Below are 25,731 nucleotides of genomic sequence, written 5' to 3'. Positions count from 1 at the left end.
AGCTACGATTTTACAGCTACGCTCGGTAATACCGCCTGCCGAACCCAATAGCCTGCCAGACCAGCTAAACCAGCTAGTAAACCGCCGATAACCGGCGTGATTAGTAACAGATAGATAGGGTTGGCTGGCAGTTTCATCACTTCGCTCATTCGGCTGGTCAATACACCTCCCGACTGTAGATGTTGCATCGCTGCATAGCCAAGCCAAACAAGACCTACACCCAGAAAGCTGTACAGGAAGGCACGTCTCCAGCCTAAGGGCCGACCGAAGCAAAAGGCAAACGTAACTAGAGCAACACTCCACCAAGGCAAAATAAGCTGCGCCAATACGCTCAACAGCGCAATCAAAAGAATCGGTATCATACTCTGAATTAGTTTAGTTGCCAGCGAACAGACGTACCTGTGGCTTTCGGGGTAGACAAGAATTGGAGCGGTGTGAGTTTGCCGAGTCGCCAGGGCTCAAGCATGTTCAGGTAATAATGACTGCCTGGGTTCCCCGACTGCCCTCCCGGCAAGGCAGCATATCCCTGCGGAGTTGGACCAAGCGCTACAACCAAACGCCAGGAAGGACCTGTTCGTGTGGTCGTTGCATTGACCACAGAAGCGCCACCGCCAACTTGTACATTCATGGCGCTTAGTGCATCGAGCCGGGCCAAATGGGCAATACGGGTAGCTTTAGTGGTCGCCCATTGCCATTTATCACCCTGCGGGCCATGCCGTTTGGTCAGTGTGTCTACTGTCGCCACAAAACTCCGGGTAACAATATCAGACAACGACTCGCGAGTTGGGGTGCGTGTGTCATCGATCCAGCGGGCGGTTGGCTCTTCATCCAGCAGGCGCATAGTCCGGTCAGCTGAGGGAAACTTGGTGGGTAGAGTATCTGCACTGGGCATATCGTCGGCCCAAATTGCCTCCATAAATCGCTTTTCCCATTCCGTGAAAATAGTGGCTCCTGTTTCAGTCACGTCATTATTGAAGCGCCACTGTCGCACTGTTTTCAACGCCTGTTGCTGTGGGCCCGATAACGTACCTGAACGTACCTGCGCCAACAACTTCGGTAAAAGCGCAGCAGCCCGCAAATTATAATTATCATACTGGAGCTTCGCCATACTATCGACGGTAGCCTTCGTCATTGCCTTCAGGCGCTGATTTATGCGTGTTCCTCGTTCAGGTGGAGCAAACTGCCAGTTTAAATAATACGGGTACGTTGGATCTGTCGATGATTGATTGGCTGATGACACAAAACCGCGCGGTGGGTTCTTCACGTGCGGGTTGTGAGTTGCAGGGATGTAGGCCAGCCAGTCATCGGCTGGATTAGAACCATCGAGAAGGAACTTGCCCTGTTCCTTTTTTTTCAGCGGAAAGCGACCGTTTGGCGAAATGGCGATGTCTTTATTGACGTCGGCGAAGACGAAGTTCTGGGCTGGTGCGCCGTATGGTATCAGTGCTTCCCGGTAATCGTCATGGTTTTTAGCCCGGTTTAACAAGTAAAAACAGAGGAGTTCGTTGGCCGGATCGTGAGCGACCCAACGGATAGCATAACCAACCGGAAAATTTGTAGCAAACGACTTCTGCCCCTGCGTATACATGACAGGCCCATGATGCGTATATAACACGGTATCGATCACATCGGGCTTGCCCTTCACCTTTACCGTCTCAATCCGACGGGTGACGGGCTTCCACTTATCATCATGCCAGTATTCCTGGCGACTATTGTCTTTAAACTTGATCTTGTAAAAATCGAGCACATCTGACCCAACGTTGGTTTCGCCCCAGGCAATGTGCTCGTTGAACCCGCCAATAATGCCCGGTGACCCTGGCATCGACGCGCCCATGACGTTCATCGTGGGTGTATGTATCTGGATCAGGTACCAGATCGACGGAAGACTTAGGGATAAGTGGGGATCATTGGCCAGGATAGGATAGCCGGTAGCCGAGCGTTCGGCACTTATAGCCCAGTTATTAGAGCCAATGGCCGGATCGTGACGTGGCCAGGCGAAACCCGGCCAATTCAGGGCGAAATCACCTTTACCCGGTTTGGGATTCATTGGCGATTTCAGGTAATATACTGGTAAGAAGTCCCATTTAGTCCCAACCGGAATGATTGGGTCTTCTTTATGTGGATAGTCTGGAAACAGGTCGCGGGTAACATCAGGCCCGAATCTGGCCAGAATATTGGTCATGGCCACATCATCGGCACCCAACGCCAACACCCCCGACATATATTTCAGGAAGTAAGCACATTTTATCGGCTGCCATTGCTCTGGCGCGTACCCGAGCAGTTTGTATTCGAGCGGGAAATCAGCGGGTTTTAGCTGGGCAATGTAAGCGTTTATACCAGCTGTGTAGGCCTCGACAGCCTCTTTCGTGCGCGGATCTTCCAGCATGAAAGCAATCGACTTTTCGGCGGCGAAGCCCATACCAAGGCGACGGTTGTACCGGTCGAGCTCCAGCGCCCGGTCACCGACAATCTCGCTGAGTCGACCAGCGGCGGCATGCGTCTGGAATTCCATTTGCCAGAGCCGGTCACGCGCCGTCAGGTAGCCCTGAGCAAAGTAGGCGTCGTGGTCATTTTTGGCAAAAATATGAGGAATATGTAGGCTGTCGAATACGACTTCAACCGTCTCCCGGGTTCCGTCCAGGTCCATTTCTTTGGCCTGAAGCTGATCAGGTTTTTCGGCATTTTGCCAGAAACCGGTAAATGGACTAAGTAATGGCCCAACGGCTGGAACAGCCCCCCAGCTTCGGTTGAGCGCGTAAATAAGCGTGGCGGCAAGTGCGGTAAATAGAAGTGCTTTCAGAATACGCATAAATAGTTGACCGATTTCGGTCAAAATTGCGCAATTCCAATCAATTATCAGTGATCAATGAGCAGTGGCTTTGCCTACGACTGTACCTAAGCAACCTTGGTGACCATACTAGGCCGTTTGTATTTGCCCGGCATGCTGCGATCGGCCAGTTTTTTCGGGATTAGCTACCCTATTCAACGAAGCCAGGAACAGACCGCTCACCCGGCTTTGCCACTGCCGAAAGCGCTTATTGGCTTTAGGGTCATGCTGAGGAACGTACCCAATCAGGCGATCCAAGTCAAACGAGTCAGAAGCCACTCCAGCCCCGGCTCGCTGGCCATCGAGCGCATTACAAGCTTGCTCATAATGATTAGGCTGCGGCATCATCAGCACGGGCTTCCCCAGGTACATGGCTTCGCAAACAGACTCGAACCCGGCCGTAGAAATAACAGCTTTACACCGGGCCATATCCGTCAGGTAGCGCTGACCATCAAGTCGGCATTCAGTGAGTGTATCATCAACCTGCTCTTCCTGATTAATGATACCTGCATGGTAATAACGCAGTGCCTGTCCTGGCTGCTGGTGGTGAGCTCCGTATACGACCGAGCGCAGACCAGGTTGGGTTGTATAAGCCAGGAAAAACGAATCGGTCGTTGGTTTCAACCCAGCTATTTCGGCCCGTAACAGGGGCGGCACCACCCGTAACCGCCGTTCAGGTACGTCGCGCTGCTGATCGAAAGACAAACCCAGCAACTCCGTTGAACCAATGGCGTTCATCCGAACCAGCGCCAGAAACGATAGCTTGTCGAGCCATTTTTTGGCCGGAAATGGAAAATCGGGATGCAACGCCATAAACTGATGCGCGACACTCACCACCGGTACAGAGGGCTTATGGAAGGCGTAGGTTAACCCACATAACAACTCGAAAAAATTGACCACCACATCAGGCCGTTCACGCTCAATGATCTTATGCAATTGTCGCATACTACTACGGAACGTACCCAACTGCCTGATGGCCTGACCGATGGTAGCGCCAACATTCAGTCGATTTGTATTGGGGCAATAGATCAGCTCGGGTGTTGTTAATGGCGTATGCGGAGCCGGGAATTGTTCGGCGAAAAAAGCGGGGATCGGGCGTCGTTCCGCTAAACCAACTATCGCCTCAACTACTTCGTGGCCCGCAGCCTGAAGAATCTGAGCCAGCGAGATTGCCTGGGTTAAATGCCCCCGGCCTTCGCCCTGAATAACAAATAAGAATCGCATAGTTGGTTAGCGTTTCGTGAATACTTCACCGAGAATGACGTGTTGAATGGGCTCTTCATCAGGAATCAGAATGTCTTTTTCGGCGTCATCAGCTTCTGCTGAAGGGGTATTTCCTGTCATCTCCGATGAGTAATACAGCAAGTTCCAGTTGCCTTCATGATCTTCCACCAGCGCACTGAGCGACTCCACCCAGTCGCCTGAATTCATGTAGGTCAGGCCGTTTATTTGCCGGATGGCTGGCTGGTGAATGTGGCCGCAGATAATGCCGTCGCAGTGACGGGCACGGGCCAGTTCGGTCAACTTCTCTTCAAAATCAGAGATATAGCTCACCGCCGACTTGATGCGCTGTTTGACGGTTTGCGACAGCGAGTAATAGGTTAACCCCCGCCAGGCGCGATACTGATTATATAGCTTATTGACCCAGAGCAGGAAGGTATAGCCCATATCACCGAGATAGGCCAGCCATTTCATGTGCGACGTGATCGAATCGAACACATCGCCGTGGGTGACATAGAAGCTTCGTTCGCCAGCCTGACCGGTCGACTTCAACAGGTAGTCGCGCTGGATACGGAAATTGCGGCCTACCTGTAGCGGAAGCACCTGATCGAGAAAGTCATCGTGGTTACCCCGCAGGTAGATGACTTTGGTATCGTGATGAACGATTTGTTTTAAAACGACCTTAAAAAAAGCGGTGTGTTTTTTCTTCCAGACGCCCTGCTGACGAAGCTGCCAGCCATCGATGATATCGCCGTTAAGGATAAGCTTCTGACAGGAATGGACTTTAAGAAAGTCCGTTGCCTCTTTAGCCTTCGATCCGGCAGTGCCGAGATGCAGGTCGGATAACACAATGGTCCTGAACAGCGTTGCCTGTTTCATGACCCAAACTTACCCGCTACATATGAACTGGTTTTTATCGGTCGGTTACCAAATCAAAACGATATAAGCCTCAATATTTCCTACTTATTACGAATGGAAAATCCCGTTTTGATTTTTGGTGCAGGCACCCTCGGCCTCACCGTTTTAGACATCTTTCAGCGCAATTCCGTAGTTGTCTATGGCCTGCTCGACGACGATAAAGCGCTTCACGGTCAGGAGTTTGGCGTAGTACCCGTTCTTGGCGATACCGACGATGAGGGTTATCTGAAACTGATAGGCCAGAAAACCGAAGCGTTTGTGGCGATTGGCGATGGCCGGGTACGAAAGAAGTTGGTGAAGCTGCTGAATGAACGGCGCAAAACCCAGCCCGTCAATGCGATTCACGATACGGCGGTGATCTCGTCGCTGGCAACTATTGGCCATGGTAATCTGATCGCGGCCCGTGTTGTGGTAAACCCGATGGCTACCGTTGGGCAGCATTGCCTGATTCTCTCCGGAGCGATCATCGATACCCGAGCCAATGTTGGTGACTTTGTACAGGTTGGGGCCGGAGCTGTTATCAACAGTGGCGTTACGCTGGAAGAAGGTGCTTTTATTGGTACCGGAGCGGTACTGGTTGCCGGCCTAACAGTTGGCAAGAATGCCCGCGTTGGTGCTGGCTCTGTCGTTGTAGAGAACGTACCTGCCAATACTACGGTATTTGGTAACCCGGCGAAAGGGCTTTAACCCCGAGAAACCTACAAAATGAATACCCCGGATGACGCTATTCCTTTGGCGTCGTCCAGGGTATTGTCATTCATTGAACAGCGTACAAAAATGGCTTAGCTTACGTACACCTCTTCATTCTTAAGAAAGTCCTGATACGTCTGTTTGAGACCTTCAGGAAGATCAATCTTGTGTTTGTAGCCCATGGCATGCAGGCGCGACACATCCATGAGTTTGCGGGGCGTTCCATCGGGCTTGTCGGTGTTCCAGCGAAGTTCGCCGTCAAAGCCGACTACCTCTTTTACCATTTCAGCCAGGTTGCGGATGGTCAAGTCTTCGCCAGTACCAACGTTCACAAACTGTTCGCCATCGTACGCATTCATCAGGAACACACAGGCCTCGGCTACGTCATCGGCGTGCATGAATTCACGCAAGGGAGAACCTGTTCCCCACACCTCAACAAACGGCTGACCGTTCACCTTTGCTTCGTGAAACTTACGAATCAGCGCAGGCAACACGTGTGAACCCTGTAGATCGTAATTATCATTCGGCCCGTACAGGTTGGTTGGCATGGCTGAGATGAAGTTGGCTCCGTACTGGCTGCGGTAAGATTCACAAAGCTTGATACCCGCGATTTTGGCAATGGCATACGGCTCGTTGGTCGACTCCAGGAAGCCGCTCAGCAATGAATCTTCTTTCAACGGCTGTGGCGCCATCTTAGGATAGATGCACGACGACCCCAGGAACAACAACTTCGTTACGCCATGCTGATACGCGCTATGGATAATGTTGGCCTCGATCATCAGGTTCTCATACAGAAAATCGGCCCGGTATATGTTGTTGGCTAAAATGCCGCCTACTTTAGCCGCTGCCAGAAATACGTATTCGGGTTTTTGTTCCGCAAAGAAGTCGGCAACAGCTGCCTGATTCCGCAAATCTAACTCCGACGAAGTACGTGAAATGATGTTGGTATAACCGCTGGCTGTGAGGTGCCGAACAATAGCCGAGCCTACCATCCCACGGTGACCAGCAACGTAAATTTTAGCCTGTTTTTCCACTTTGAATGAATCCCTGGCCTGTTCTGTGTAGTTAGGCCTTTTTTTGTGAAATATTCGTTACGATAGCACGTTGCAACCGTAACGGCGCAAAGTTAACAGCCATTATGTACCAAGGATTCCCGCCTGCTCATAAACCGGGCATTCAGGACTGTATTCATATAGATTAGTCTCCATGTTTCGTTATTTTCTTTTTTCTCTAGGGCTATTTGCTACGTATACCACGCTGGCACAAACAGCCCCTTCGGCGCTGACAACCGCAGGAGGCCCGCCTGTGGCGGTACCGAAAAAGCAAAAAGGCAGTTTTCTTAAAAAAGTAGCCGAGCAGGCGGGCGTCCCGGCCGCTGTAGCTGCTAACCCTCTCTCCACTACGGCCTATGGCTTGCCGGGCAGTATTCCGAATAAAGATTCGGTGGGCAGTATGCTGAGCGATATGCTGGGCAGCAGTATTCCCGATCTTGGCTTGAAGATCAACTCATTCAAGAAAAACAAAGGCGACAAACGGGAAAAGAAAAAAGTATCCAAGACCGACTACGAAGGCCTACCCATGATTCGCCAATTCATCAAGATCGGTTCTGGCGACCGCACGATCGTTGAAGAATTCAACGTCTTGAAAACATGGCAGGATCCTAATCCTTACGTTCGCGAAACCTTCGGTTACAGCCCCAAAGAAGCGCGAATCAAGCCCCTGACCAAAGACATGACCGGCGTTTACCTGATGCACGGCCCCTATAAACGCTACCAGAATGGTGATTTGGTCGAAGAGGGATTTTATTACCTCGGCGCCAAAGATGGCCGATGGGAAAAATACGATGCCAAGTTTATGCTGACCGACAAAGTACGGTATTATCATGGTTTCCCGGCCGATTCGCGAATCACCTACTATGATTCGGCGCACACGAAGGTTAAAGAAGTGTTTCCCTACGAATACGGCCGGCTCAAAGGAACGTACCTGGCCTTTCACGCAAACGGGCAGCTTGCCGAAGAAGGCAAATACGACAACGGCGTAAAGGTGGGGCGCTGGACAGAGTATTACGCCACGGGAACACGCCGTTTCCGCCGTCGGGTTACTCAGTACGCAAAGGATCGGTGGGAAGCCGATGTTGAACCGGTTGTTCTTTCCGAATGGGATGAAAAAGGCAAACTGACCTACGAGCGCCCGAAAGAGAAAACCAGCAGCGCGGAAGAAGAGGAAGAAGCGCAGTAAATCCTTTGCCTTATACGTTCTTTCGCTATAAGTGGCTTCGCAAGCTAGGCCCTTACAACGAAAACAACGCTTCATATTATACCAGAAAGCCCCGTGAAGTTAACTTCACGGGGCTTTCTGGTTAAAAACAGGTACGTTCCTATTTAAACACTCCCAGTGGGTCGGGCTGTTTGGCCAGCAACTCCTGTAGGTACGTTAGATCGAGACTCGAAATCTCAATTTTATAGGCTTTATGCAGATACATCCAGGCAGATCGGTAATCGGCCTGCAGGTAACTGGCAATCGATAGCTTGGTATACGCCAGGGCATGGTCAGGGCGCAGGAATAGGGCCTTCTGCAGATGTTCACGGGCGTCTTCCAGACTAGCCGTATCTGCTTTGGCCTGATACTGTTCCAATTCTACCGTGGCCAGATCGGTCATCATCACGGCATTTGTGTCTGCTAACGAAACGCCTCGCTTCAACATCCGTACCGCCTCTGTAAGCTGGTTTCGCTGATAGGACACTACACCCAATCCCCAGTACACATCCGGGTTTTTATCATTGAGAATGTAGGCCAGATTGAATCGGTAGGCGGCAGTGTCTAGTTGCGCTTCGCCTATATACTCCCAACCCCGCGAGGCAAAGAACTGACTGGCTTCTTCCCGCGACGTAAAGTTCTGATCGCAGTCGTTTAGAAAGCGAATCTCCTCTTCAATCTGGCTGGGCGACTTCGACCGTTCGCCGAAAAGCGGCAAAATACGGGCGTCGATGACCCGTTCAGCCACTATTGCCTTCTTTGGTTCTGAGTTAGCCGAAGCAATTTCCCGTGCTGTTGATAAGTCGGCGGTATGACTATCTGGCGCATGTACGTCCGACTGTTTCGTTGGTGCCTGCTTCGTTGCCTTAACCATAACCGGCGTTCGAGCCTGACCTAGGGCCAGTCCGGGTAGTAGCAATAACAACAGGGCAGTTGCTTCCCAGGCACGTAACGACGTACCTAGGACGTAGGGCTGGTAGACTGATCCTGACTGTTTACGATGAGTTTGCATAGCAACCGTAGAACGACGGGGCATTGAAGTTAGTACATACTTGCTGATTACCGGCGACCGGCCCGCGGTTTTTTTGGTCCTTTTGACGCTGATCCTGAGCGGCCTACGGGTTTACCGCCTGGTCGTGCACTCGATTTTTTTAATCCATTACTGCTTTTTGCGGTTGTAATCCGGCTTTTCGATCCGCTTCCTGCCCTCGCCTGCCGGTCACGGCCGGGGTGTTCTTTTTTCTCGTGGAAAGCCCCCTTAAAAGTAGGATCTTCTTTCTTACGCTGTTCATCAACCTCACGTAACAGGGCCTGCTGCTCGTCAAACGGCGTTTCCGTCTGCACTACAGCGTCTGGAATTGACCGGCGAGGCACTTTCATTTTGATGATCTTTTCGATCTTCTCAACGTGATACAGCTCGGCCATTGTCACAAAGGTGATGGCTTCACCCGTGTGGTTGGCCCGCCCGGTACGGCCAATTCGGTGCACATAGTCTTCGTAGATGATTGGCACGTCGAAGTTGATCACGTGCGATACCTCAGCCACGTCGATCCCCCGTGCGGCCACATCCGTTGCTACCAGCACCCGCACATTCCCTTCTTTGAACGCCTCCATTGAATTGATGCGCGTATTCTGCCCTTTATTGGCGTGAATGACACGAACTTCTCCTGCCTCAAACACTTTTCGGGCCAGAAATTTATAGATGTTTTCGGCGTTGGTTTTCGTACGGGCAAACACAATAACCCGCTGAAATGTATCCTGCGTGATCAGGTAATTCAATAGGTTGATCTTCGTCCGGAAATTGGGCACCTCGTAGATCACCTGATCAACCATTTTCGCCGTCATGGTTTCCGGCGTCACTTCCAGCCGAACAGGGGCCTCGAGGAATTCAGACGATAACCGCTCAACCCGATCAGGGAAAGTAGCCGAAAAGAGCAGATTTTGCCGCTTGCGGGGAATGACCTCCAGAATAGCCCGAATCTGAGGCATAAACCCCATGTCCATCATTTTATCGGCTTCGTCGAGGATCATCGTTTTCAGGTCTTTCGTCACCACTTCACCCGCCCGATACAGGTCGTTGAAGCGCCCCGGTGTGGCCACGATGATATCGACGCCAGCCTGTAGCTGTTCTATTTGTTTCTTCGGCCCCAGCCCACCGTATAAAGCTACGTGGCGGATGTCGGTATATTTGGCCAGTTCGCTGATCGCCTGATCAATCTGCATGGCCAGTTCTCTGGTAGGGGCCAGAATCAGTACCCGTGGGTTCACACCCTGGGCAAACTTGATCCGCATCAACACGGGTAACAGGTAAGCGGCCGTTTTGCCTGTCCCGGTTTGCGCAATACCCAGCACATCGTGGTTCCCCAGGATGGTTGGAATTGCTTTTTGCTGGATAGGCGTAGGTTCAGTATAGCCGGCTTCGGCTACAGCGTTGAGTAACTGACGATTGAGCGCAAAGTCATCAAACGACGGCGTTTTCTCTGGCGTTGGCTCAGTTGGTGATGCATTCATACCACAAAGGTACGAAAGTCACGTCTCTGCTTTCTCCAAAGCAGTGAAGTAGTGCGTTGTACACGCCAGGTACGTTCCTTAGAATTTGAACCCTAGCTCGATAGCGACCGTGTTATTACGCGATTCGAGCCCATTATCGCGGAAAACATTTAAGAGGCCCCGTTGGTAACTTAAGCCTGCATTCACGGCATTGACCGCGTTTAGTTTATACTGAACACCTGCACTGAGTAACACACCAACGTCGGCAAACCCGTATTGCCGACGGTAATCCCCACCCGACGAGGCATACTTGTACAAGGGGTTGGTAACCTGATCAAGCGCTTTTTCGGCCAGTTTGATATCGAGCAACCCACCGCATTGGATATAGCCACGCAGGCTCGGACTGATTTCGTTGGCGTACATCTTTACCGTCAATGGAATTTGCAGGTATTGCAAATTATAAACCGACTCGCCCGGCGCCTGACCCGGACGGAACACATCCTGCCCAAAGGAACCCGGAATTACAAAGGATGACCGCTTGATGGTGTACCACAGACCAGAGCTGAAGGCATACCGGTCTTTGAAAAAGAAGTAGTCGAGCGTTGGACCAACACTCATTCGCACGCCTATCCCGTTTGGCTGAAACTGACTATAGGCTCCCACTCCTTCGGCCGTGTTGTACGAAAAGCTGGGCGCGAATCGGAAGCTCATTTCGATCAGGTGAGTAGGCCGGGCGAAATCATCGAGCTTATTGGCGCGCCGTTCATCTCGTTCGAACTGATAATCACGCGAAACCGCGGTAGCAGGACGTTGTGTTGGTGACGTACCCGCTCGACGCAGTTGCGCTAAAACAGGCGATACGCTCAGCAGGACAGCCAGGGCCCCAAGAAGCAGGCCGGGGGCTGCAACTTTTTCCATAATTTTGCACGTTTCAAAGACAGCTAAAAATGCCATCACACATGGGAGTTAAGGGTAACCCACGCCGGTTTGTCTATTTACTGACAGCCTGCCTGAGCCTTCTTTTGTCTATATTAATCAATTCTTGTACTAAACCTGAATCTGTCACTATCGAGCGGCTCGATCAGGCACTCTTTTCCAGTAAGTCGCCCGCCGATGTTAGCGCTTTTTTGACAAAACATCGTAGCGAAGCGCAATTGTACTTTAACGTGACCAACCAGCCTGGCGACCCTGCTTCGGATACGGCACTCGTTGCCGAGCTCATGGCACGGGTCAGCAACGCGGAACTCAACACGCTCTATAAACAGACTCAAGCCGAATTTGGCGATGCCAACCAGCTGGCTGGTGAACTCGCCGAAGCCTTCGCCAATATTGAGCGTGATTTCCCGGCTTTCAAAAAACCACGCGTAGCCACCTTCATTACGGGCTTTATGGGCCCTGATCTGGTCGTTACGGATAGTCTTATCCTGATTGGCCTAGACTACTTTGCCGGGCCAACCGCCAAATATCGCCCTCGCGGCGACGAGTTTCCGCAGTATATACTCCGTCGTTACGCTCCGCCCTATATCGTGCCTACCATTGTGCGCCTACTTTCTGACCGGTTCAACGCGCAGGACCATACCGATCAGTCATTGCTAGCCGACATGGTCTATAACGGTAAAAGTCTGGTTTTCACGCGTACCATGCTACCAGAAGTTCCTGACAGCCTCATTATTGGTTATTCAGACCGCCAACTGACCGAAACGTTTAATTCGCAGGACCAGGTTTGGGCACATTTCATCGATAATCAGTTGTTATACCAGACCAACGCCGACATTAAGAAACGCTACATGGGCGAGCGACCCTTTACGGCCGAGATTGGCAACCGCTGTCCTGGCCGTATTGGCGACTGGCTAGGCTGGCGCATTGCCAGCCGTTACTACGACGAAAAGAAAGTATCGATTCAGGCGTTAATGAAAACTGCCAATGCCCGGCAAATTTTTCAGGAGTCGGGTTATAAAGGGCAAAAAGATGAATTATAAAACGTTATTAGCTGTGCGGTCATTAAATGCGAAAATGAATAATGACCACTTAATGACCGCACAGCTAATGACATTTCTAAAAAATGGCAAAACGAGGTAGAAATTTCGGAGAAGAAGCCCCCGAAGAAGACAAAAAAAAGGTAAATGGCGCCAGCCTGCGTCGGGCAGCACGCCTGTTTTCGTTCGTCAAACCCTATCGCAATCAATACATAGTTGGGTTTATATTCCTGCTTCTGTCTACGGCCACAACGCTCAGCTTTAGCCTGATCATCCGTGAAGTAACCAACGTACTCGACGGTAAATCAGCGTTTACCCTCAACCAGATCATTCTGTTTTTCATCGCCGTTCTGATTGGGCAGGCTGTTTTTTCGTTTTTCCGCATCTATTTTTTCGCCCAGGTAAGCGAACGAACGATGGCCGATATCCGAAAAGCAGTCTACAACCGAATGGTCACACTGCCTATCCCGTTTTTCGAGCAGCGGCGCGTTGGTGAGCTAACCAGCCGCCTCTCCTCCGATGTATCGCAGTTGCAGGATGTATTGTCGCTGACACTGGCTGAATTTTTCCGTCAGATCGCCACGCTCATTTTCGGCACGGTGGCCATCCTGTATCTTTCCTGGAAGCTGACGCTGTTTATGCTGGCCACGTTTCCACTATTGATCATTGCGGCTATGTTCTTCGGGCGGTTCATCCGGAAAATGTCGAAGCAGGCGCAGGATGAGCTGGCTAAAGCCAGTGTCATTGTCGAAGAAACCTTGCAGGCCATTAATGTAGTAAAAGCCTTCACGAATGAACGCTACGAAGCCCAGCGGTATAGCTCGGCGCTCAGTCGGGTGGTCGGTATTGCGTTGCGGTCAGCCCGGTATCGGGGCGCGTTTGTCTCGTTTGTGATCTCGGCGCTATTTGGCAGTATCGTGGGGGTGCTCTGGTATGGCGGCAATCTGGTCATCAGCCACGAAATGGTACTGGCCGACTTGATCACGTTTCTGTTCCTGATGGCCTTTATCGGCGGGTCAGTTGCCGGTATGGGCGACCTATACGCCCAAATCCAGCGAATGATTGGGGCCTCGGAGCGCATTCTCGATCTACTGCATGAAAATCCGGAGGTAGATATTGTTTCGCCACCAGCAACACTCGCCAAACCGATAGCTGGTGATGTGGCTTTTACTAACGTCCGGTTCTCGTATCCGTCCCGCCCGGATATCGAAGTGCTCAAGGGTATTTCCATCAAGGCTGAAGCAGGTCAGAAAATTGCGCTGGTTGGGCAAAGTGGCGCGGGCAAATCAACCATTGCTCAGCTCCTGATGCGCTATTATCCGCTGGTTAGTGGTCAGATTTCCGTAGATGGCTTGTCAATCACCGACTATGACGTAACGAACCTCCGGCAGCATATCGCTATTGTTCCGCAGGAAGTGATGCTGTTTGGCGGTACCATCGAAGAAAACATCCGGTATGGTAAGCCAGAAGCTACCGCCGACGAGATCAAAGAAGCAGCCCGCCGGGCTAACGCGATTGGCTTTATTGACTCTTTTCCCGAAGGACTGCAAACGATTGTCGGAGAGCGGGGCGTCAAATTATCGGGTGGTCAGCGTCAGCGCATCGCAATTGCCCGTGCCATTCTGAAAGATCCGGCCATTCTGATCCTTGATGAAGCTACTTCGTCACTGGACGCCGAATCGGAACGACTGGTGCAGGAAGCGCTGGATGAACTGATGCAGAACCGGACAACGCTGATCATTGCGCACCGCCTGGCCACCATCAGAAAAGTAGACCAGATTTATGTGCTGCGCGATGGACTTATAGCCGAACAGGGTACCCATGATGAACTCGCCCTGCTCAACGATGGTCTGTACGCCAATCTGGTTAAATTGCAATTCGAAACCACTGAGCATATACAATGAGTAAGGCCCACTAGCGCTGCTGGCCTTTTGCTGGCCCTTGGCAGAGTTAGTGTGGACTAGTCCAACGGTCATTGTCTATTAAAATCTTCTCCATGAACTCCGCACAGACGTTAAAAGATCATGATCTGAGGCACACCAGCAACCGCCTGGAAATGCTCGATTTGTTTCTGCAGACCGACCATGCGCTGGCGCATGGTGATATCGAGTCACGGCTAGGCCCCGATCATGACCGGGTAACCATCTACCGAACATTACGTACATTCCTCGATAAAGGCATTGTGCATAAAGTGCTCGATGATGCGGGCGACCCCAAATATGCCCTCTGCCGAACCACCTGTGGCAAAGGCGATCATCATCACGACCATGTTCATTTCAAGTGCCAGCAGTGTGGCCAGACCACCTGCCTGGATGATGTTCAGATCCCCGCCATCTCACTGCCCGATGGCTACAGTCGGCAGGAAACAAACCTGCTCATTCAGGGGACCTGCCCTGAGTGCGTGTAGCCCTGTACCTCCACACGAATGACCATTTTTTCTGACCGTCAACGCGGTTTCCAGCAACAGGCCGATGCCGATCAGCAGCGGTACAATCAACTAGCTATCTGGCGTTTACTCTGGTTCGGGCTGTCTGTGGCGACGGTCTGGCTATTGCTGGCTAATAAACAGACAAGTTGGGCCCTTATATCAGGTTTCGTTGCCCTGGTGGTTTTCGCCCGAATGATGAGCTGGCACCGGGCCATACGTCGGCACCGCGATATAAACCGTCATCTGGTGGCAATCAATAAGGATGAGCAGCAACGACTTAACCGGCATTTCGTCCGGCCAGAAACGGGCCTCTCTTTCGCACCTAACGATCATGCCTATGCCCATGATCTGGATGTATTTGGAAAGCACTCTTTATTCCGGCTCCTTAACCGGACACATACACACGATGGGGCCGTACGGCTGGCCCAGTACCTGTTACAACCGGCTCAACCACACATCGTTTTTCTACGCCAGCAGGCAGTAGCCGCACTGACACTTCACATCAACTGGCGGCAGGACATAGAGGCTACGGCTATGCTGAATGAGCAGATTGGCCTTTCTACGGCTGGCCTACGTACCTGGGCAACCAGCACAACGTACCTGCCGGCCTGGATCAACGTTGCCCGGTTTATCTTACCGGTGCTGACACTCGGCCTACTGGTGAGTTGGGGACTAGGGTACGTACCTGGCTTTGCCGTATTGCTGGCGCTGGCTTTGCACGGGGCTGTTTTAAGTCCACTCCAGGCAACAACCAAACAGGTTAGCGAACAAACGCACGATATTGCTCAGTCGTTGTCTGACTTTGCTGATCTTTTCCGCTTTGTTGAGCGCGCGCCCGGCGAATCTATTTTACTGGCCGATCTACGTAACCAATTACAATCAGGACGAGCGACAGCCTCTGAATCCATTCATCAACTAGCTCAGTTAACTGAGAATTTCAATTTTCGCCGAAATCCTTATTTCTACCTTTTCATAGGCCTGCCCTCTCTTTGGGACGCCCATTACCTGATAGCGCTAAATCGCTGGCGCGCTCAACATGGTCCAGCATTGGCCGATTGGTTTGCAGCCCTTGCCGAAACAGAGGCGCTGAACAGCCTGGCGGGTTTTGCGGCGGCACATCCTGAATACACACAGCCTGATTTGTTAGAAGATACCACCGTGCATATTGCTGCCCAGCAGGTAGTTCATCCACTGATTCCTCCGGGCCGGGCGATAGCCAATACACTATCTTTTGAGGGGGGCGGCAAAACGATACTGATCACCGGCTCTAACATGTCGGGCAAGAGCACCTTTCTACGCACCATAGCTCTGAACACGGTATTGGCACAGGCAGGAGCAGTAGTAGCCGCACAACGCTTTGTTTGTTCACCCGTTCAGATATACACCAGCATGCGGACGCAGGATTCGCTCGAAGAAAACACCTCTTCGTTTTATGCGGAGTTGAAGCGATTACGCACGCTGATTCAACTTACCCAAAACGACAACAGAGAGGTTGCTGAAGGCACTGTGTATCATTCACTGCCAATCCTGTACTTTCTGGACGAAATTCTGAAAGGAACCAATTCGGCAGACCGTCACAAAGGAGCCGAGGCTTTGATACGCCAACTTCACCGAACGAGTGCGTCAGGCTTTGTGTCAACGCATGATCTGGAATTAGGTCAATTGGGTGAAACCGTTGATTTCGTTCAGAACTACCACTTCCAGTCCGACATTCTTGCCGGTAAAGTGACCTTCGATTATCAACTCCGCGCTGGTATTTGTCAGCGTTTCAACGCCAGCGAATTGATGAAAGCGATTGGTATTGAGCTTTAGTTTCAGGCTTTAGAACACCCTGAAGCCTGACGTTACTTCTTAAACTCCCCTTTATAGGTATCGAATACAAGGGCATTTATCCAATAGGCATCACGGGTGAAATAGAACGTCTTAGTGTTCTGATTCCCGATTTCCCGAAACACCTGCTGGGCTAGCAACGTACCTGCCAAACAGCCTTCCCGGTTATAGACCCGCTTGGTAGCCTTAGCATGATCGCGTTCAACCAGTTCGCGAAGCTTCGGATCTTCGATCGTTGCGAATGAGCGCCCCTGCCAGTCGATCCAGCCGGTGGGTGAGTATAGCATCTCAACGAACTGGCCAAAATCGTCCATCGTGAATTCAACGATTTCCTCCTGCACTTTTTCGGGATAACGCCAGGTAATAAACTGGTATGCGGCCCCTCCTGTCAGATAAATGGCCGATCGGTTTATATCTCTAATGCCCGGATTGTCATTCAACGACATGCGAATTATGGGTGCAATCGAATCTTCAACCATGGCCTTCAATTGGCTGGCGTACTCAGTTGAATTAGGATTACGCAGCAGAATCCGTTCGGCCAGCCGACGGGCACCAAACTCGATCGTGTATGATTTGAATGTATAGCGTGTGGCGCCAGATGCGCTAATGTAAGGCTGGAGAATACCGCCTTTCAGATTGCCGCCGCCCACATCGACCAGTGCTGCCCTGTCGAAGTCTTCACGGGCCAACCCAGCCCGGACACTATACGTCGCTTCAACTTTTGTAGGCATATCGACAACGGTAGGCATCCCGATTAACTTCTGCGTCTGGGCATTTACTTCCGCCACATTGGAAGCCATATTAACCCCGGAAGATGTATAGATAATAAAGTCGCGGTTGGTTAAGTTATACGTCTCGCTGGCGTCTTTCATCATCTCCTGCACAGTGGCCACAGCTTCCTGAATATCGGTAGGGCGTAGCTTACCGTTATTGAGCTCCATGCCTTTCACCAGGCCAACCGTTTCCTGCCGGTCATACACCAGCTTATACTTCAGCTTGCCATTCTGATGATAAAAACCAATCACCGATAATTTAACCCCCTGCGAGCCAATATCGAAGCCTGCCCTGTATCCATCATAATTAATGGGTGAAGGAACCTCCTGGGCAAAAATGCTGCCAATCGTTGCCACTATAGCCAACACCGACAGACAGATAGGACGATAAAGGTGGGGGTATTTCATTAGAGGATGGTTCTTATCCGAATAGAACGCAGGTAGGCTGTTTCAATCCGACTTTTAATAGACCACTACTAGTTTCTACAAAAATAATAATGTCCCAATACATGCCCAGTGATTAATAGGGTAAGTATATCGGATAAATACCGGACAAAGCTCGTGCCAATTAAGTATTGTTACGTGCTGTTTATTACTTAAACTTTTTTAACATACAGAAACGGCCCTGGAATATAGCCAGGGCCGTTTCTGCAAACAACAGTAGCTTCACCTGTTAAAGATGGATCGCCTCGCCATAGGCTGCTTCGGTAGCATCTTTAACGGCTTCCGACATAGTTGGGTGAGGGTGTACGGCCTTTAATATTTCGTGCCCTGTTGTTTCAAGACGACGGGCGGCCACCACTTCGGCAATCATTTCTGTTACGTTATTACCGATGAAGTGAGCACCAAGGAATTCGCCGTATTTAGCATCGAATATCACCTTTACAAAGCCTTCGGGCGTACCTGAGGCCTTGGCTTTGCCCGACGCTGAAAAGGGGAATTTGCCTACTTTCAATTCATAACCCGCTTCACGGGCGGCTTTTTCGGTATAGCCAACCGACGCGATTTCGGGCGTGCAATACGTACACCCTGGAATGTTGTTGTAATTCAGCGGCTCCACGTGTGGTAACCCCGCAATCTTTTCAACACAGATGATGGCTTCGGCCGACGCCACGTGAGCCAGTGCCTGCCCTTTCGTTACATCACCGATAGCGTAAAAACCATCCACATTAGTTTTGTAATAATCGTCGGTTACGATCTTACCCCGGTCTGTTTTAATACCTGTCTCTTCCAGACCAATGTTCTCGATATTAGCGACTACCCCGGCCGCCGACAGAACCACATCGGCATCGAATGACTTTTCACCATCGGGTGTTTTCACCGTCACTTTACAGCCTTTACCGCTCGTATCTACCTTTGTTACTTCAGAGCTGGTGTAAATGTCGACGCCCATTTTTTTGTACTGGCGGAGCAGCTCTTTCGAGATGTCTTCATCTTCAACCGGTACGATAGTAGGCAAAAACTCAATGATGGTCACCTTGGTCCCCATGCTTGCATACACGTAGGCAAACTCAACGCCGATAGCGCCCGACCCAATGACAAGCATGGTATCCGGGCGTTTTTCGAGCGACATTGCCTTGCGGTACTCGATCACTTTTACGCCGTCGAGGGGTACGTTTGGCAGCTGGCGTGCCCGACCACCCGTAGCAATAATGATGTGCTTAGCTTCATACTCCGTGGTTTTGCCATCCTGCGCGGTTACTTCCACTTTCTTACCGGGCTTGACTTTGCCGTTGCCATTGATGATGTCGATCTTGTTTTTCTTCATCAGAAACGCAACGCCCTTGCTCATGCTATCGGCAACCCCCCGGCTTCGCTTGATGACCGCACTAAAATCGGCCGACGAATCGCCAACGGTAATACCGTAGTCTTTCGAATGTTTGATATATTCAAAAACCTGCGCGCTCTTAAGCAGGGCTTTGGTGGGAATACATCCCCAGTTCAGGCAGATCCCGCCCAGGCTTTCGCGTTCAACAACGGCTGTTTTCAAGCCCAATTGCGAAGCCCGTATAGCTGCTACATAGCCGCCGGGTCCGCTTCCTACCACGATTACATCGTACTGTGAAGCCATTATAAAACTTGTTCGAAGTTGAGGTCAGACGTTACAATAAACGCCCGTTTCAAAACGCAAAGGTAGGTTGAAAAGTTGACCACTCATGACCCCATACCAAAACCAAACCCGCCCAATGGTTTGTTGTATCTTTGACAAACCATAAGGAACGTAGATCAGGCAGATTCACCCAGTCTAGGCTGGCATACAGAGCGAGCAACGATCGTCATGCATCAGAGTCATCCGTGTAAGCTGCGTTCCGATCTCTTACCCGCTAGCGCGGGCTATTTGCCGATATGACTACCGAACAAGTGCAGGAACTCCGGGGCCGGGTTGAAGCCCTGAGAGGGTATCTAGATTACGACAATAAAAAACAACAGCTTGCCGAGTTAGAGCAGCAAACATTTCAGCCCGAGTTTTGGACTGAAGCTGCCCGCGCAGAGGGCGTCATGAAACAGGTACGTAGTCTGAAAGGCTGGATCAGCGGTTACGAAAAACTGCTGAGCGAATTTGGCGACCTCGAGACGCTGTACGAATTCTACGAAGCAGGCGACGTACCTGAGGAAGAAGTCGATGAAGAAGGCCGTAAACTCCAGGTGACACTCGACGAGCTGGAGCTGAAGAAAATGCTTAGCAATGAGGAAGATCAGCTCTCGGCCGTACTGGAAATAAACTCGGGGGCGGGTGGCACTGAAAGTCAGGACTGGGCCGATATGCTGTACCGGATGTATATGCGCTGGGCTGAAAAACACGGCTATGGCGTGAAACAGGTCGACTATCAGGATGGTGATACTGCTGGTATAAAATCGGCAACGATCGAAATTGATGGACCACTGGCTTATGGCTATCTGAAATCAGAAAACGGGGTCCATCGGCTGGTACGCATTTCCCCGTTCGACTCAAATGCACGTCGGCATACGTCATTTGCATCCGTGTATGCCTACCCACTCGTTGACGACAGCATTGAGATCGACGTAAACCCTGCCGATATTGACTGGGACACCTTCCGGTCGGGCGGTGCTGGTGGACAAAATGTGAACAAAGTGGAAACTGCCGTTCGCCTGCGCCACCGTCCGTCCGGCTTAATCATTGAATGTCAGCAGGAGCGCAGTCAGTTACAGAATAAAGAAGTTGCCATGCGGCTGCTCAAATCAAAGCTGTATCAGATTGAGGTTGAGAAGCGTAACGCAGCCCGGGCTGAAATAGAAGCCAGCAAGAAGAAGATCGAGTGGGGGTCACAGATTCGCTCCTACGTGCTGGACGATCGCCGCGTGAAAGATCACCGCACGGGTTTCCAGACGTCGAATACAGAAGCCGTGCTGGATGGTGACCTCGACGGCTTTATCAAGGCCTATCTGCTGGAGCAGTAACGTACCTGAAGAGCAAATGCGTCCTGTTTGACAAATGGCTGCTTTTTTCGAGAGCCATTTGCCAAACAGGACGCATTCTTAGTATCAGATCACCCAACAGCTGAGTATTTTATCACTATCCAGCAGAATGATTGGCGATGAATGTTAAGTAATTGTTTCCTTATGTCTTCTGCCTTGTGTACGCTTCAGGTCCCAAATACATTTGCCTGCTACCGTATTTGATTAACCTGGATAGGAACCATGAGAAAAAACAGTTACCTATTTTTTTACTTCTCTATGCTCGTGTTGCCCTTTAGTAGCCCAGCTCAAGCACCTGTATCGGCAACAGATTATTTTGAGGAAGGTGTACAGCTGAAGAAAAACAAAAATTTCATCGGGGCCGTGCGGGCCTTTTCAGCCAGCATTGATCTGGCTCCCCAATCGAGCAGTTATTATCAGCGCGCTTTAGTAAAGACTAGTCTAAACGACATCCAGGGTGCGCTGACGGATCTGGATCAGGCCATCGAGCTGAATCCACAGTCGGCTGATTCATATATCCAACGAGGCATCATTCGTAGCCAGGAGGAGAACCCAACAGGGGCCATTCGGGATTTCAATCGGGCCCTTGAATTAGACTTGACTAATCCACAAACCTTTTATCAGCGGGGCTTGTGCCGACTCAAAATGAACTCGCTGACTATGGCTTTAGCTGACTTCAACAAAGCAGATGGGTTGGCTCCAAACGATGCAGCTACCCTGGCAGCACGGGGCCTGTGTAAAAGTGCTTTAGCTGACTTCAAAGGAGCAATCGCTGATTTTTCGGCCGCATTGATGAAGCAACCCAATAAAGCTGATGCGCTAACCGGGCGCGGCTATGCGTACTACCGCTTGAAAAACAACAGGAATGCCTTGGCCGACTTCAACCAGAGTCTGTCGATGACTGCCGGCAATGCAGAAGCCTTTTACAGGCGTGGTCTCGTGAACATGCGCCTCAGTGCATTTGACGATGCCTTGGCTGATTTTAATAAAGCCATACAGCTAAACCCGGCCCACTACCAAGCTTTATTCAGTCGGGGTTATTGCCGTAGCCGTACCGAAGGGCGAGCCACGAGTATGGCTGATCTGGACAAATCCATTGAGCTAAGTACACCCGTAACCAAAAGCAAATTGTATTACAGCGAATTTATCGTCCAGACAATCATGCCCTTGTTAGGCTACATCATGCGCGATCGCTACCAGATGAATGAAATAGCCGACGACCGCTCTGATATGTTCATTCTTCGTGGGCTGTTTAAAAATTCGTCGGGCGACGTAAAGGGCGCATTAACTGATCTTAACCAGGCAATTGAAATGAACCCTGCTAACAGTGAATCGTATTTCGTCCGTGGCATCATCAAATCGTCGACTGGCGATCAGAAAGGAGCCATGGTTGACTGCAATAATGCACTAAAACTAAATGCAACTCATGCCGAGGCTTATTACCTGCGAGGCATTATTCGGTATGATGGAGGCGACGAGCAGGCCGGTTGCGCAGATATGGGTCGGGCAGGCGAACTGGGGTATACACAGGCCTATACACTAATGGGTGCTAAATGCGGCAGCATCACCAGGCGCCGGTAATTGTGGGCCAGGCTGCAGTTTAAACGACAATCAACACCTTCCCCATCACCCGACGGCCAAGCATGTCGTTCAGCGCCGTAGCTGCCTGTTCGAGCGGATAGGTAGCGTGGATGTGTGGCATGAGTTTTCCCTCTTGCCAGAACTGGAGTAATTCCCGCACATTTTGCTGATTGTCTTTCGGCTGGCGCTCGGCAAAAGCGCCCCAAAATACGCCGACAACCGAGCAGCCTTTCAGCAGGGGTAAATTCAGCGGTAGGCGTGGTATCTCACCGGCGGCAAAGCCAACCACCAGGTACCGCCCGCCCCAGGCCATTGCGCGCAATGCAGGCTCGGCCAACTCGCCACCCACGGGATCGTAAACGATATCGACGCCTTTCTTGCCAACCAGTTCCTGGAGGCGGTCACGCAGGTTATGGGTGGTGTAGTTGATGGTTTCGTCGGCGCCGTATTGCGTGCATAAGGCTGTTTTTTCGTCGGTAGAAGCGGCAGCAATCACCCGCGCTCCCATAAGTTTGCCAAGCGTTACGGCGGCCAGTCCTACACCACCTGCCGCGCCTAATACAAGCAGAGTCTCGCCGGAACGTACCTGAGCGCGTTGTTTCAGGGCGTGGTACGATGTACCGTAGGTATACATGAGCGAGGCCGCCGTGTTGTACTCCATCCCGGCAGGCATGGGAAATGTCTTGAAGGCGTCGGCCAGTACACCTTCGGCAAAGCCACCCCATCCAGTCAGTGCAAAGACATGATCGCCCGGTTTCACGTGGGTTACTCCCGCTCCTACCGCCCGCACGATACCGGCGACCTCACCACCGGGCGAAAACGGGAAAGCAGGCTTGAACTGATAATTCCCTTCAATGATCAGGGTATCGGGGAAATTTACGCCACAGGCTTTTACTTCGATAACCACTTTTCCAGGCTCCGCAACTGGCCAGGCCATCTCATCAATAGTCAGGGATTCGGGTGGGCCAAACTGATGGCAGAGAACAGCTTTCATAAGTTAAACAGTAGAAAAGGCAGAAAGTCCAGCGTCTGGAAAGGCATTGATCCTATTACGGCTACTCAGGAATTACCCCAGTGTAAGTAACACAATCAACGCCTTTCCAGACGCTGGACTTTCTGCCCTCTTCAGACCCTATTTACGCGTACATCAGTACATCGTCGAGCGTGATGGCATCACCACACATAATGACCAGCCGCTCGATAACGTTGCGCAGTTCACGCACATTACCGGTCCACGGCATGGATTGGAGCTGCGTCATAGCCGCCGGTTCAATCTCTTTTGCCGGTGCATTGTATTCGCTGCTGATGTCCTGCAAAAACTTGTCAGACAGCAGCGGAATGTCTTCTTTCCGGTCGGCCAGCGCAGGTACGTGAATAACGATTACACTGAGCCGGTGAAATAAGTCTTCCCGGAAGTTACCATCGGCAATTTCGCGGCGTAAGTCTTTATTCGTTGCCGCAATCACACGAACGTTGACCTTTATTTCCTTATCGCCGCCCACCCGCGTTATCTTGCTTTCCTGCAATGCACGCAGCACCTTAGCCTGTGCTGACAGGCTCATATCACCAATCTCGTCGAGAAACAACGTACCGCCGTCAGCTTGCTCAAACTTGCCGATACGCTTGGAGGCTGCGCCCGTAAACGCGCCACGCTCATGCCCAAACAACTCACTCTCAATGAGTTCGCCAGGAATAGCGGCGCAGTTAACCTCGATCAGCGGCATACCGGCCCGGTTCCCCTTTTCGTGAATGCCTTTGGCAACCATTTCCTTCCCAGACCCATTGGGGCCGGTAATCAATACCCGGGCTTCTGTTGCAGCCACCCGGTTGATGGTTTCCTTTACTTTCCGGATTGGGTCAGAATCGCCAACGATCTCGTTGATCTTGTAGATCCGTTTCTTCAGCGTTTTGGTTTCGGCAACCAGCTTCGATTTCTCGATCGCATTGCGAACGGTTACCAAAAGCCGGTTCAAATCAGGCGGTTTCGTGATAAAATCAAAGGCACCACGTTTGGTCGCCTCTACGGCATTCTCAACGTTGCCAAAAGCCGAAATCATGATGAACTGAGTTCCCCGTTCAGCTTCGGTTGCCTTCAGAAGCATCTCCAGCCCATCCATTTTAGGCATTTTAATGTCACAAAGCGCAACGTCATACCGCGATTTAAGAATCATTTCGAGGCCTTCTTCGCCGTCTTTGGCCTCATCGACCTCGTAGCCCTCATACTCTAGGATGTCGCGCAGGGCTGCCCGGATGCTCTTTTCGTCATCAATAATGATGAGTTTGGCCATAAAGTGTATAAAAAAACTGGTACGACAGGTTCGTGCGTTTGTCGACCGACTGATTTAGTCAGCTTAAACACAACGGTTGCTTTAACAAATCGAAATAAGGTCATTACGCACAAGGAAACAACAACCATTTATTATTTATACCCTTCTGTACTAAATCTTCACGCCTCTATGAACGAATAGCGAGGACTATAAACAAAAAAAGCCAACTGGTGAAGTTGGCTTTTCCTGTAGCGAAGACGTCGTTTTATTGACCACTGTTCATTGAATTCCCGCTTTTCAGCTTTGCATTCAGTTCACGGGCTACTTTCAAGTGTGTCTTAACGAGTGGGTGAGCGGCTTTTGCCACGGCCATCAGAGCGGCATCCTGGCCTTTACTTTCCACCTTCGCCATGGTCTTGTCGAGCACTTCGTGGCCTTTTACCGCGTGTTCCTGCACATAATGACGATCAAGCTCGATGCCCGCCATTCCCTGCATTTTTGAGACCATATCCTGCGTTTTCGCATCTGGTGTGGCTGGTAAGGTTATGCCTTTTGCCGAGGCAATCTCAGCCAGTTTAGCCGACAGGCCAGTTTGCTCATCTACTTCGGCCTGAGCCATCTCACGAACTTCAGGATTAGTTGACTTTTGAACGGCCACCTTACTGGTTTCCAGTTGCATCATGCCACCCAGGGCAACCTGCCTCATCAGATCTTCATCTGCTTTCGACAGTTTCGAACCTGAAGGCGTTATAGCAGCTACCGCAGCGGCACCCTCCTTGTTCATACGATCAAACTCCATTTTGCTGGTCCGTCCAACCAGGTCACTATCCATCCGACTGGTTTGGGCGACAGCGGCTTCTGTGATGAGCAGCGAGGCTATCAAGCCCATGCTCGCAATAAGTACCTTTTTCATAATACGTTGTGATCTGTTGTTTATCGAATCAACTAGATAACGACGCAACCAGGCCAGGGTTTTACTTTTTCAGGAATAGTCAGCTTATGAAAGGATCTGGCTCTGATTGCCCAACCGCAGCCC

The 25,731-nt window shown here is 51.1% G+C and carries 21 protein-coding genes; 8 read left to right on the top strand and 13 right to left on the bottom strand.

The genetic code is table 11. The features are described 5' to 3' along the window. Positions 1-2 precede the first annotated feature (2 nt). The 4 genes from ACAW75_RS13985 to ACAW75_RS13970 all read right to left on the bottom strand — a co-directional run bounded on the left by ACAW75_RS13985 (position 3) and on the right by ACAW75_RS13970 (position 4,927). Positions 3-362 carry a hypothetical protein gene (locus ACAW75_RS13985; protein WP_370729352.1) on the bottom strand — a complete coding sequence of 120 codons (360 nt, stop codon included), beginning with the start codon at positions 360-362 and terminating at the stop codon, positions 3-5. Positions 363-370: 8 nt separating this feature from the next. Beyond that, the gene (locus ACAW75_RS13980) at positions 371-2,809 is read right to left on the bottom strand and encodes a penicillin acylase family protein (RefSeq protein WP_370729351.1); all 2,439 of its coding nucleotides are present in this window, start codon (positions 2,807-2,809) and stop codon (positions 371-373) included. A 108-nt stretch (positions 2,810-2,917) separates the two neighbouring features. Further along, positions 2,918-4,051 carry a glycosyltransferase family protein gene (locus tag ACAW75_RS13975; RefSeq protein ID WP_370729350.1) on the bottom strand — a complete coding sequence of 378 codons (1,134 nt, stop codon included), beginning with the start codon at positions 4,049-4,051 and terminating at the stop codon, positions 2,918-2,920. 6 nt (positions 4,052-4,057) lie between these two features. After that, positions 4,058-4,927 (bottom strand): UDP-2,3-diacylglucosamine diphosphatase, encoded by an 870-nt coding sequence (locus ACAW75_RS13970; RefSeq protein ID WP_370729349.1) that lies wholly within the window; start codon positions 4,925-4,927, stop codon positions 4,058-4,060. Between the two features lie 93 nt (positions 4,928-5,020). Here ACAW75_RS13970 and ACAW75_RS13965 point away from each other — a divergent pair, with 93 nt between their 5' ends. Next, a complete protein-coding gene (locus ACAW75_RS13965) occupies positions 5,021-5,653 on the top strand; it encodes an acetyltransferase (protein WP_370729348.1) in 633 nt (210 codons plus the stop codon). 95 nt (positions 5,654-5,748) lie between these two features. Here the strand turns inward: ACAW75_RS13965 and fcl are convergent, their stop codons facing one another. Further along, positions 5,749-6,690 carry a GDP-L-fucose synthase gene (fcl, locus tag ACAW75_RS13960; protein ID WP_370729347.1) on the bottom strand — a complete coding sequence of 314 codons (942 nt, stop codon included), beginning with the start codon at positions 6,688-6,690 and terminating at the stop codon, positions 5,749-5,751. A 172-nt stretch (positions 6,691-6,862) separates the two neighbouring features. On the opposite strand from fcl, the gene ACAW75_RS13955 reads away from it, so the two are divergent. Continuing rightward, positions 6,863-7,894 carry a toxin-antitoxin system YwqK family antitoxin gene (locus ACAW75_RS13955; RefSeq protein WP_370729346.1) on the top strand — a complete coding sequence of 344 codons (1,032 nt, stop codon included), beginning with the start codon at positions 6,863-6,865 and terminating at the stop codon, positions 7,892-7,894. A 139-nt stretch (positions 7,895-8,033) separates the two neighbouring features. On the opposite strand, the gene ACAW75_RS13950 is transcribed toward ACAW75_RS13955, so the two are convergent. From ACAW75_RS13950 to ACAW75_RS13940, 3 genes are all read right to left on the bottom strand, one after another. After that, a complete protein-coding gene (locus tag ACAW75_RS13950; protein WP_370729345.1) occupies positions 8,034-8,924 on the bottom strand; it encodes a tetratricopeptide repeat protein in 891 nt (296 codons plus the stop codon). Between the two features lie 47 nt (positions 8,925-8,971). Beyond that, positions 8,972-10,423: a DEAD/DEAH box helicase gene (locus ACAW75_RS13945; protein ID WP_370729344.1), complete on the bottom strand. Its 1,452-nt coding sequence runs from the start codon at positions 10,421-10,423 to the stop codon at positions 8,972-8,974. Positions 10,424-10,501: 78 nt separating this feature from the next. After that, positions 10,502-11,320, bottom strand: coding sequence for an outer membrane beta-barrel protein (locus ACAW75_RS13940; RefSeq protein WP_370729343.1), 819 nt, complete (start codon positions 11,318-11,320; stop codon positions 10,502-10,504). 41 nt (positions 11,321-11,361) lie between these two features. On the opposite strand from ACAW75_RS13940, the gene gldB reads away from it, so the two are divergent. From gldB to ACAW75_RS13920, 4 genes are all read left to right on the top strand, one after another. Beyond that, positions 11,362-12,381 (top strand): gliding motility lipoprotein GldB, encoded by a 1,020-nt coding sequence (gldB, locus tag ACAW75_RS13935; protein WP_370729342.1) that lies wholly within the window; start codon positions 11,362-11,364, stop codon positions 12,379-12,381. 83 nt (positions 12,382-12,464) lie between these two features. Next, positions 12,465-14,282, top strand: coding sequence for an ABC transporter ATP-binding protein (locus tag ACAW75_RS13930; protein WP_370729341.1), 1,818 nt, complete (start codon positions 12,465-12,467; stop codon positions 14,280-14,282). A 92-nt stretch (positions 14,283-14,374) separates the two neighbouring features. Then, positions 14,375-14,785 (top strand): Fur family transcriptional regulator, encoded by a 411-nt coding sequence (locus ACAW75_RS13925; protein ID WP_370729340.1) that lies wholly within the window; start codon positions 14,375-14,377, stop codon positions 14,783-14,785. An 18-nt stretch (positions 14,786-14,803) separates the two neighbouring features. After that, positions 14,804-16,618 carry a MutS-related protein gene (locus ACAW75_RS13920; protein WP_370729339.1) on the top strand — a complete coding sequence of 605 codons (1,815 nt, stop codon included), beginning with the start codon at positions 14,804-14,806 and terminating at the stop codon, positions 16,616-16,618. A 32-nt stretch (positions 16,619-16,650) separates the two neighbouring features. Here the strand turns inward: ACAW75_RS13920 and ACAW75_RS13915 are convergent, their stop codons facing one another. Continuing rightward, entirely contained in the window at positions 16,651-17,817 is a 1,167-nt protein-coding gene (locus ACAW75_RS13915) for a hypothetical protein (protein ID WP_370729338.1), read from the bottom strand. 265 nt (positions 17,818-18,082) lie between these two features. Next, complete coding sequence (gene lpdA / locus ACAW75_RS13910) at positions 18,083-19,480, bottom strand: dihydrolipoyl dehydrogenase (protein ID WP_370729337.1); 1,398 nt, start codon at positions 19,478-19,480, stop codon at positions 18,083-18,085. A 275-nt stretch (positions 19,481-19,755) separates the two neighbouring features. Between lpdA and prfB the strand changes: the two genes are divergently transcribed. Both prfB and ACAW75_RS13900 read left to right on the top strand, forming a co-directional pair. Next, positions 19,756-20,829, top strand: a complete 1,074-nt coding sequence (gene prfB, locus ACAW75_RS13905; protein ID WP_370729336.1) for a peptide chain release factor 2 — start codon at positions 19,756-19,758, stop codon at positions 20,827-20,829. Between the two features lie 276 nt (positions 20,830-21,105). After that, a complete protein-coding gene (locus ACAW75_RS13900) occupies positions 21,106-22,428 on the top strand; it encodes a tetratricopeptide repeat protein (protein ID WP_370729335.1) in 1,323 nt (440 codons plus the stop codon). 19 nt (positions 22,429-22,447) lie between these two features. On the opposite strand, the gene ACAW75_RS13895 is transcribed toward ACAW75_RS13900, so the two are convergent. The 3 genes from ACAW75_RS13895 to ACAW75_RS13885 all read right to left on the bottom strand — a co-directional run bounded on the left by ACAW75_RS13895 (position 22,448) and on the right by ACAW75_RS13885 (position 25,608). Next, the gene (locus ACAW75_RS13895) at positions 22,448-23,422 is read right to left on the bottom strand and encodes an NADPH:quinone oxidoreductase family protein (protein WP_370729334.1); all 975 of its coding nucleotides are present in this window, start codon (positions 23,420-23,422) and stop codon (positions 22,448-22,450) included. Positions 23,423-23,564: 142 nt separating this feature from the next. Continuing rightward, positions 23,565-24,716 (bottom strand): sigma-54-dependent transcriptional regulator, encoded by a 1,152-nt coding sequence (locus ACAW75_RS13890; RefSeq protein ID WP_370729333.1) that lies wholly within the window; start codon positions 24,714-24,716, stop codon positions 23,565-23,567. A 244-nt stretch (positions 24,717-24,960) separates the two neighbouring features. Then, entirely contained in the window at positions 24,961-25,608 is a 648-nt protein-coding gene (locus tag ACAW75_RS13885) for a DUF4142 domain-containing protein (protein ID WP_370729332.1), read from the bottom strand. Positions 25,609-25,731: the final 123 nt, after the last annotated feature.

The organism is Fibrella arboris (genome assembly GCF_041321095.1).
Taxonomy (GTDB): Bacteria; Bacteroidota; Bacteroidia; order Cytophagales; family Spirosomataceae; genus Fibrella; species Fibrella arboris.
This window is presented reverse-complemented; position numbering and strand designations above follow the sequence as displayed.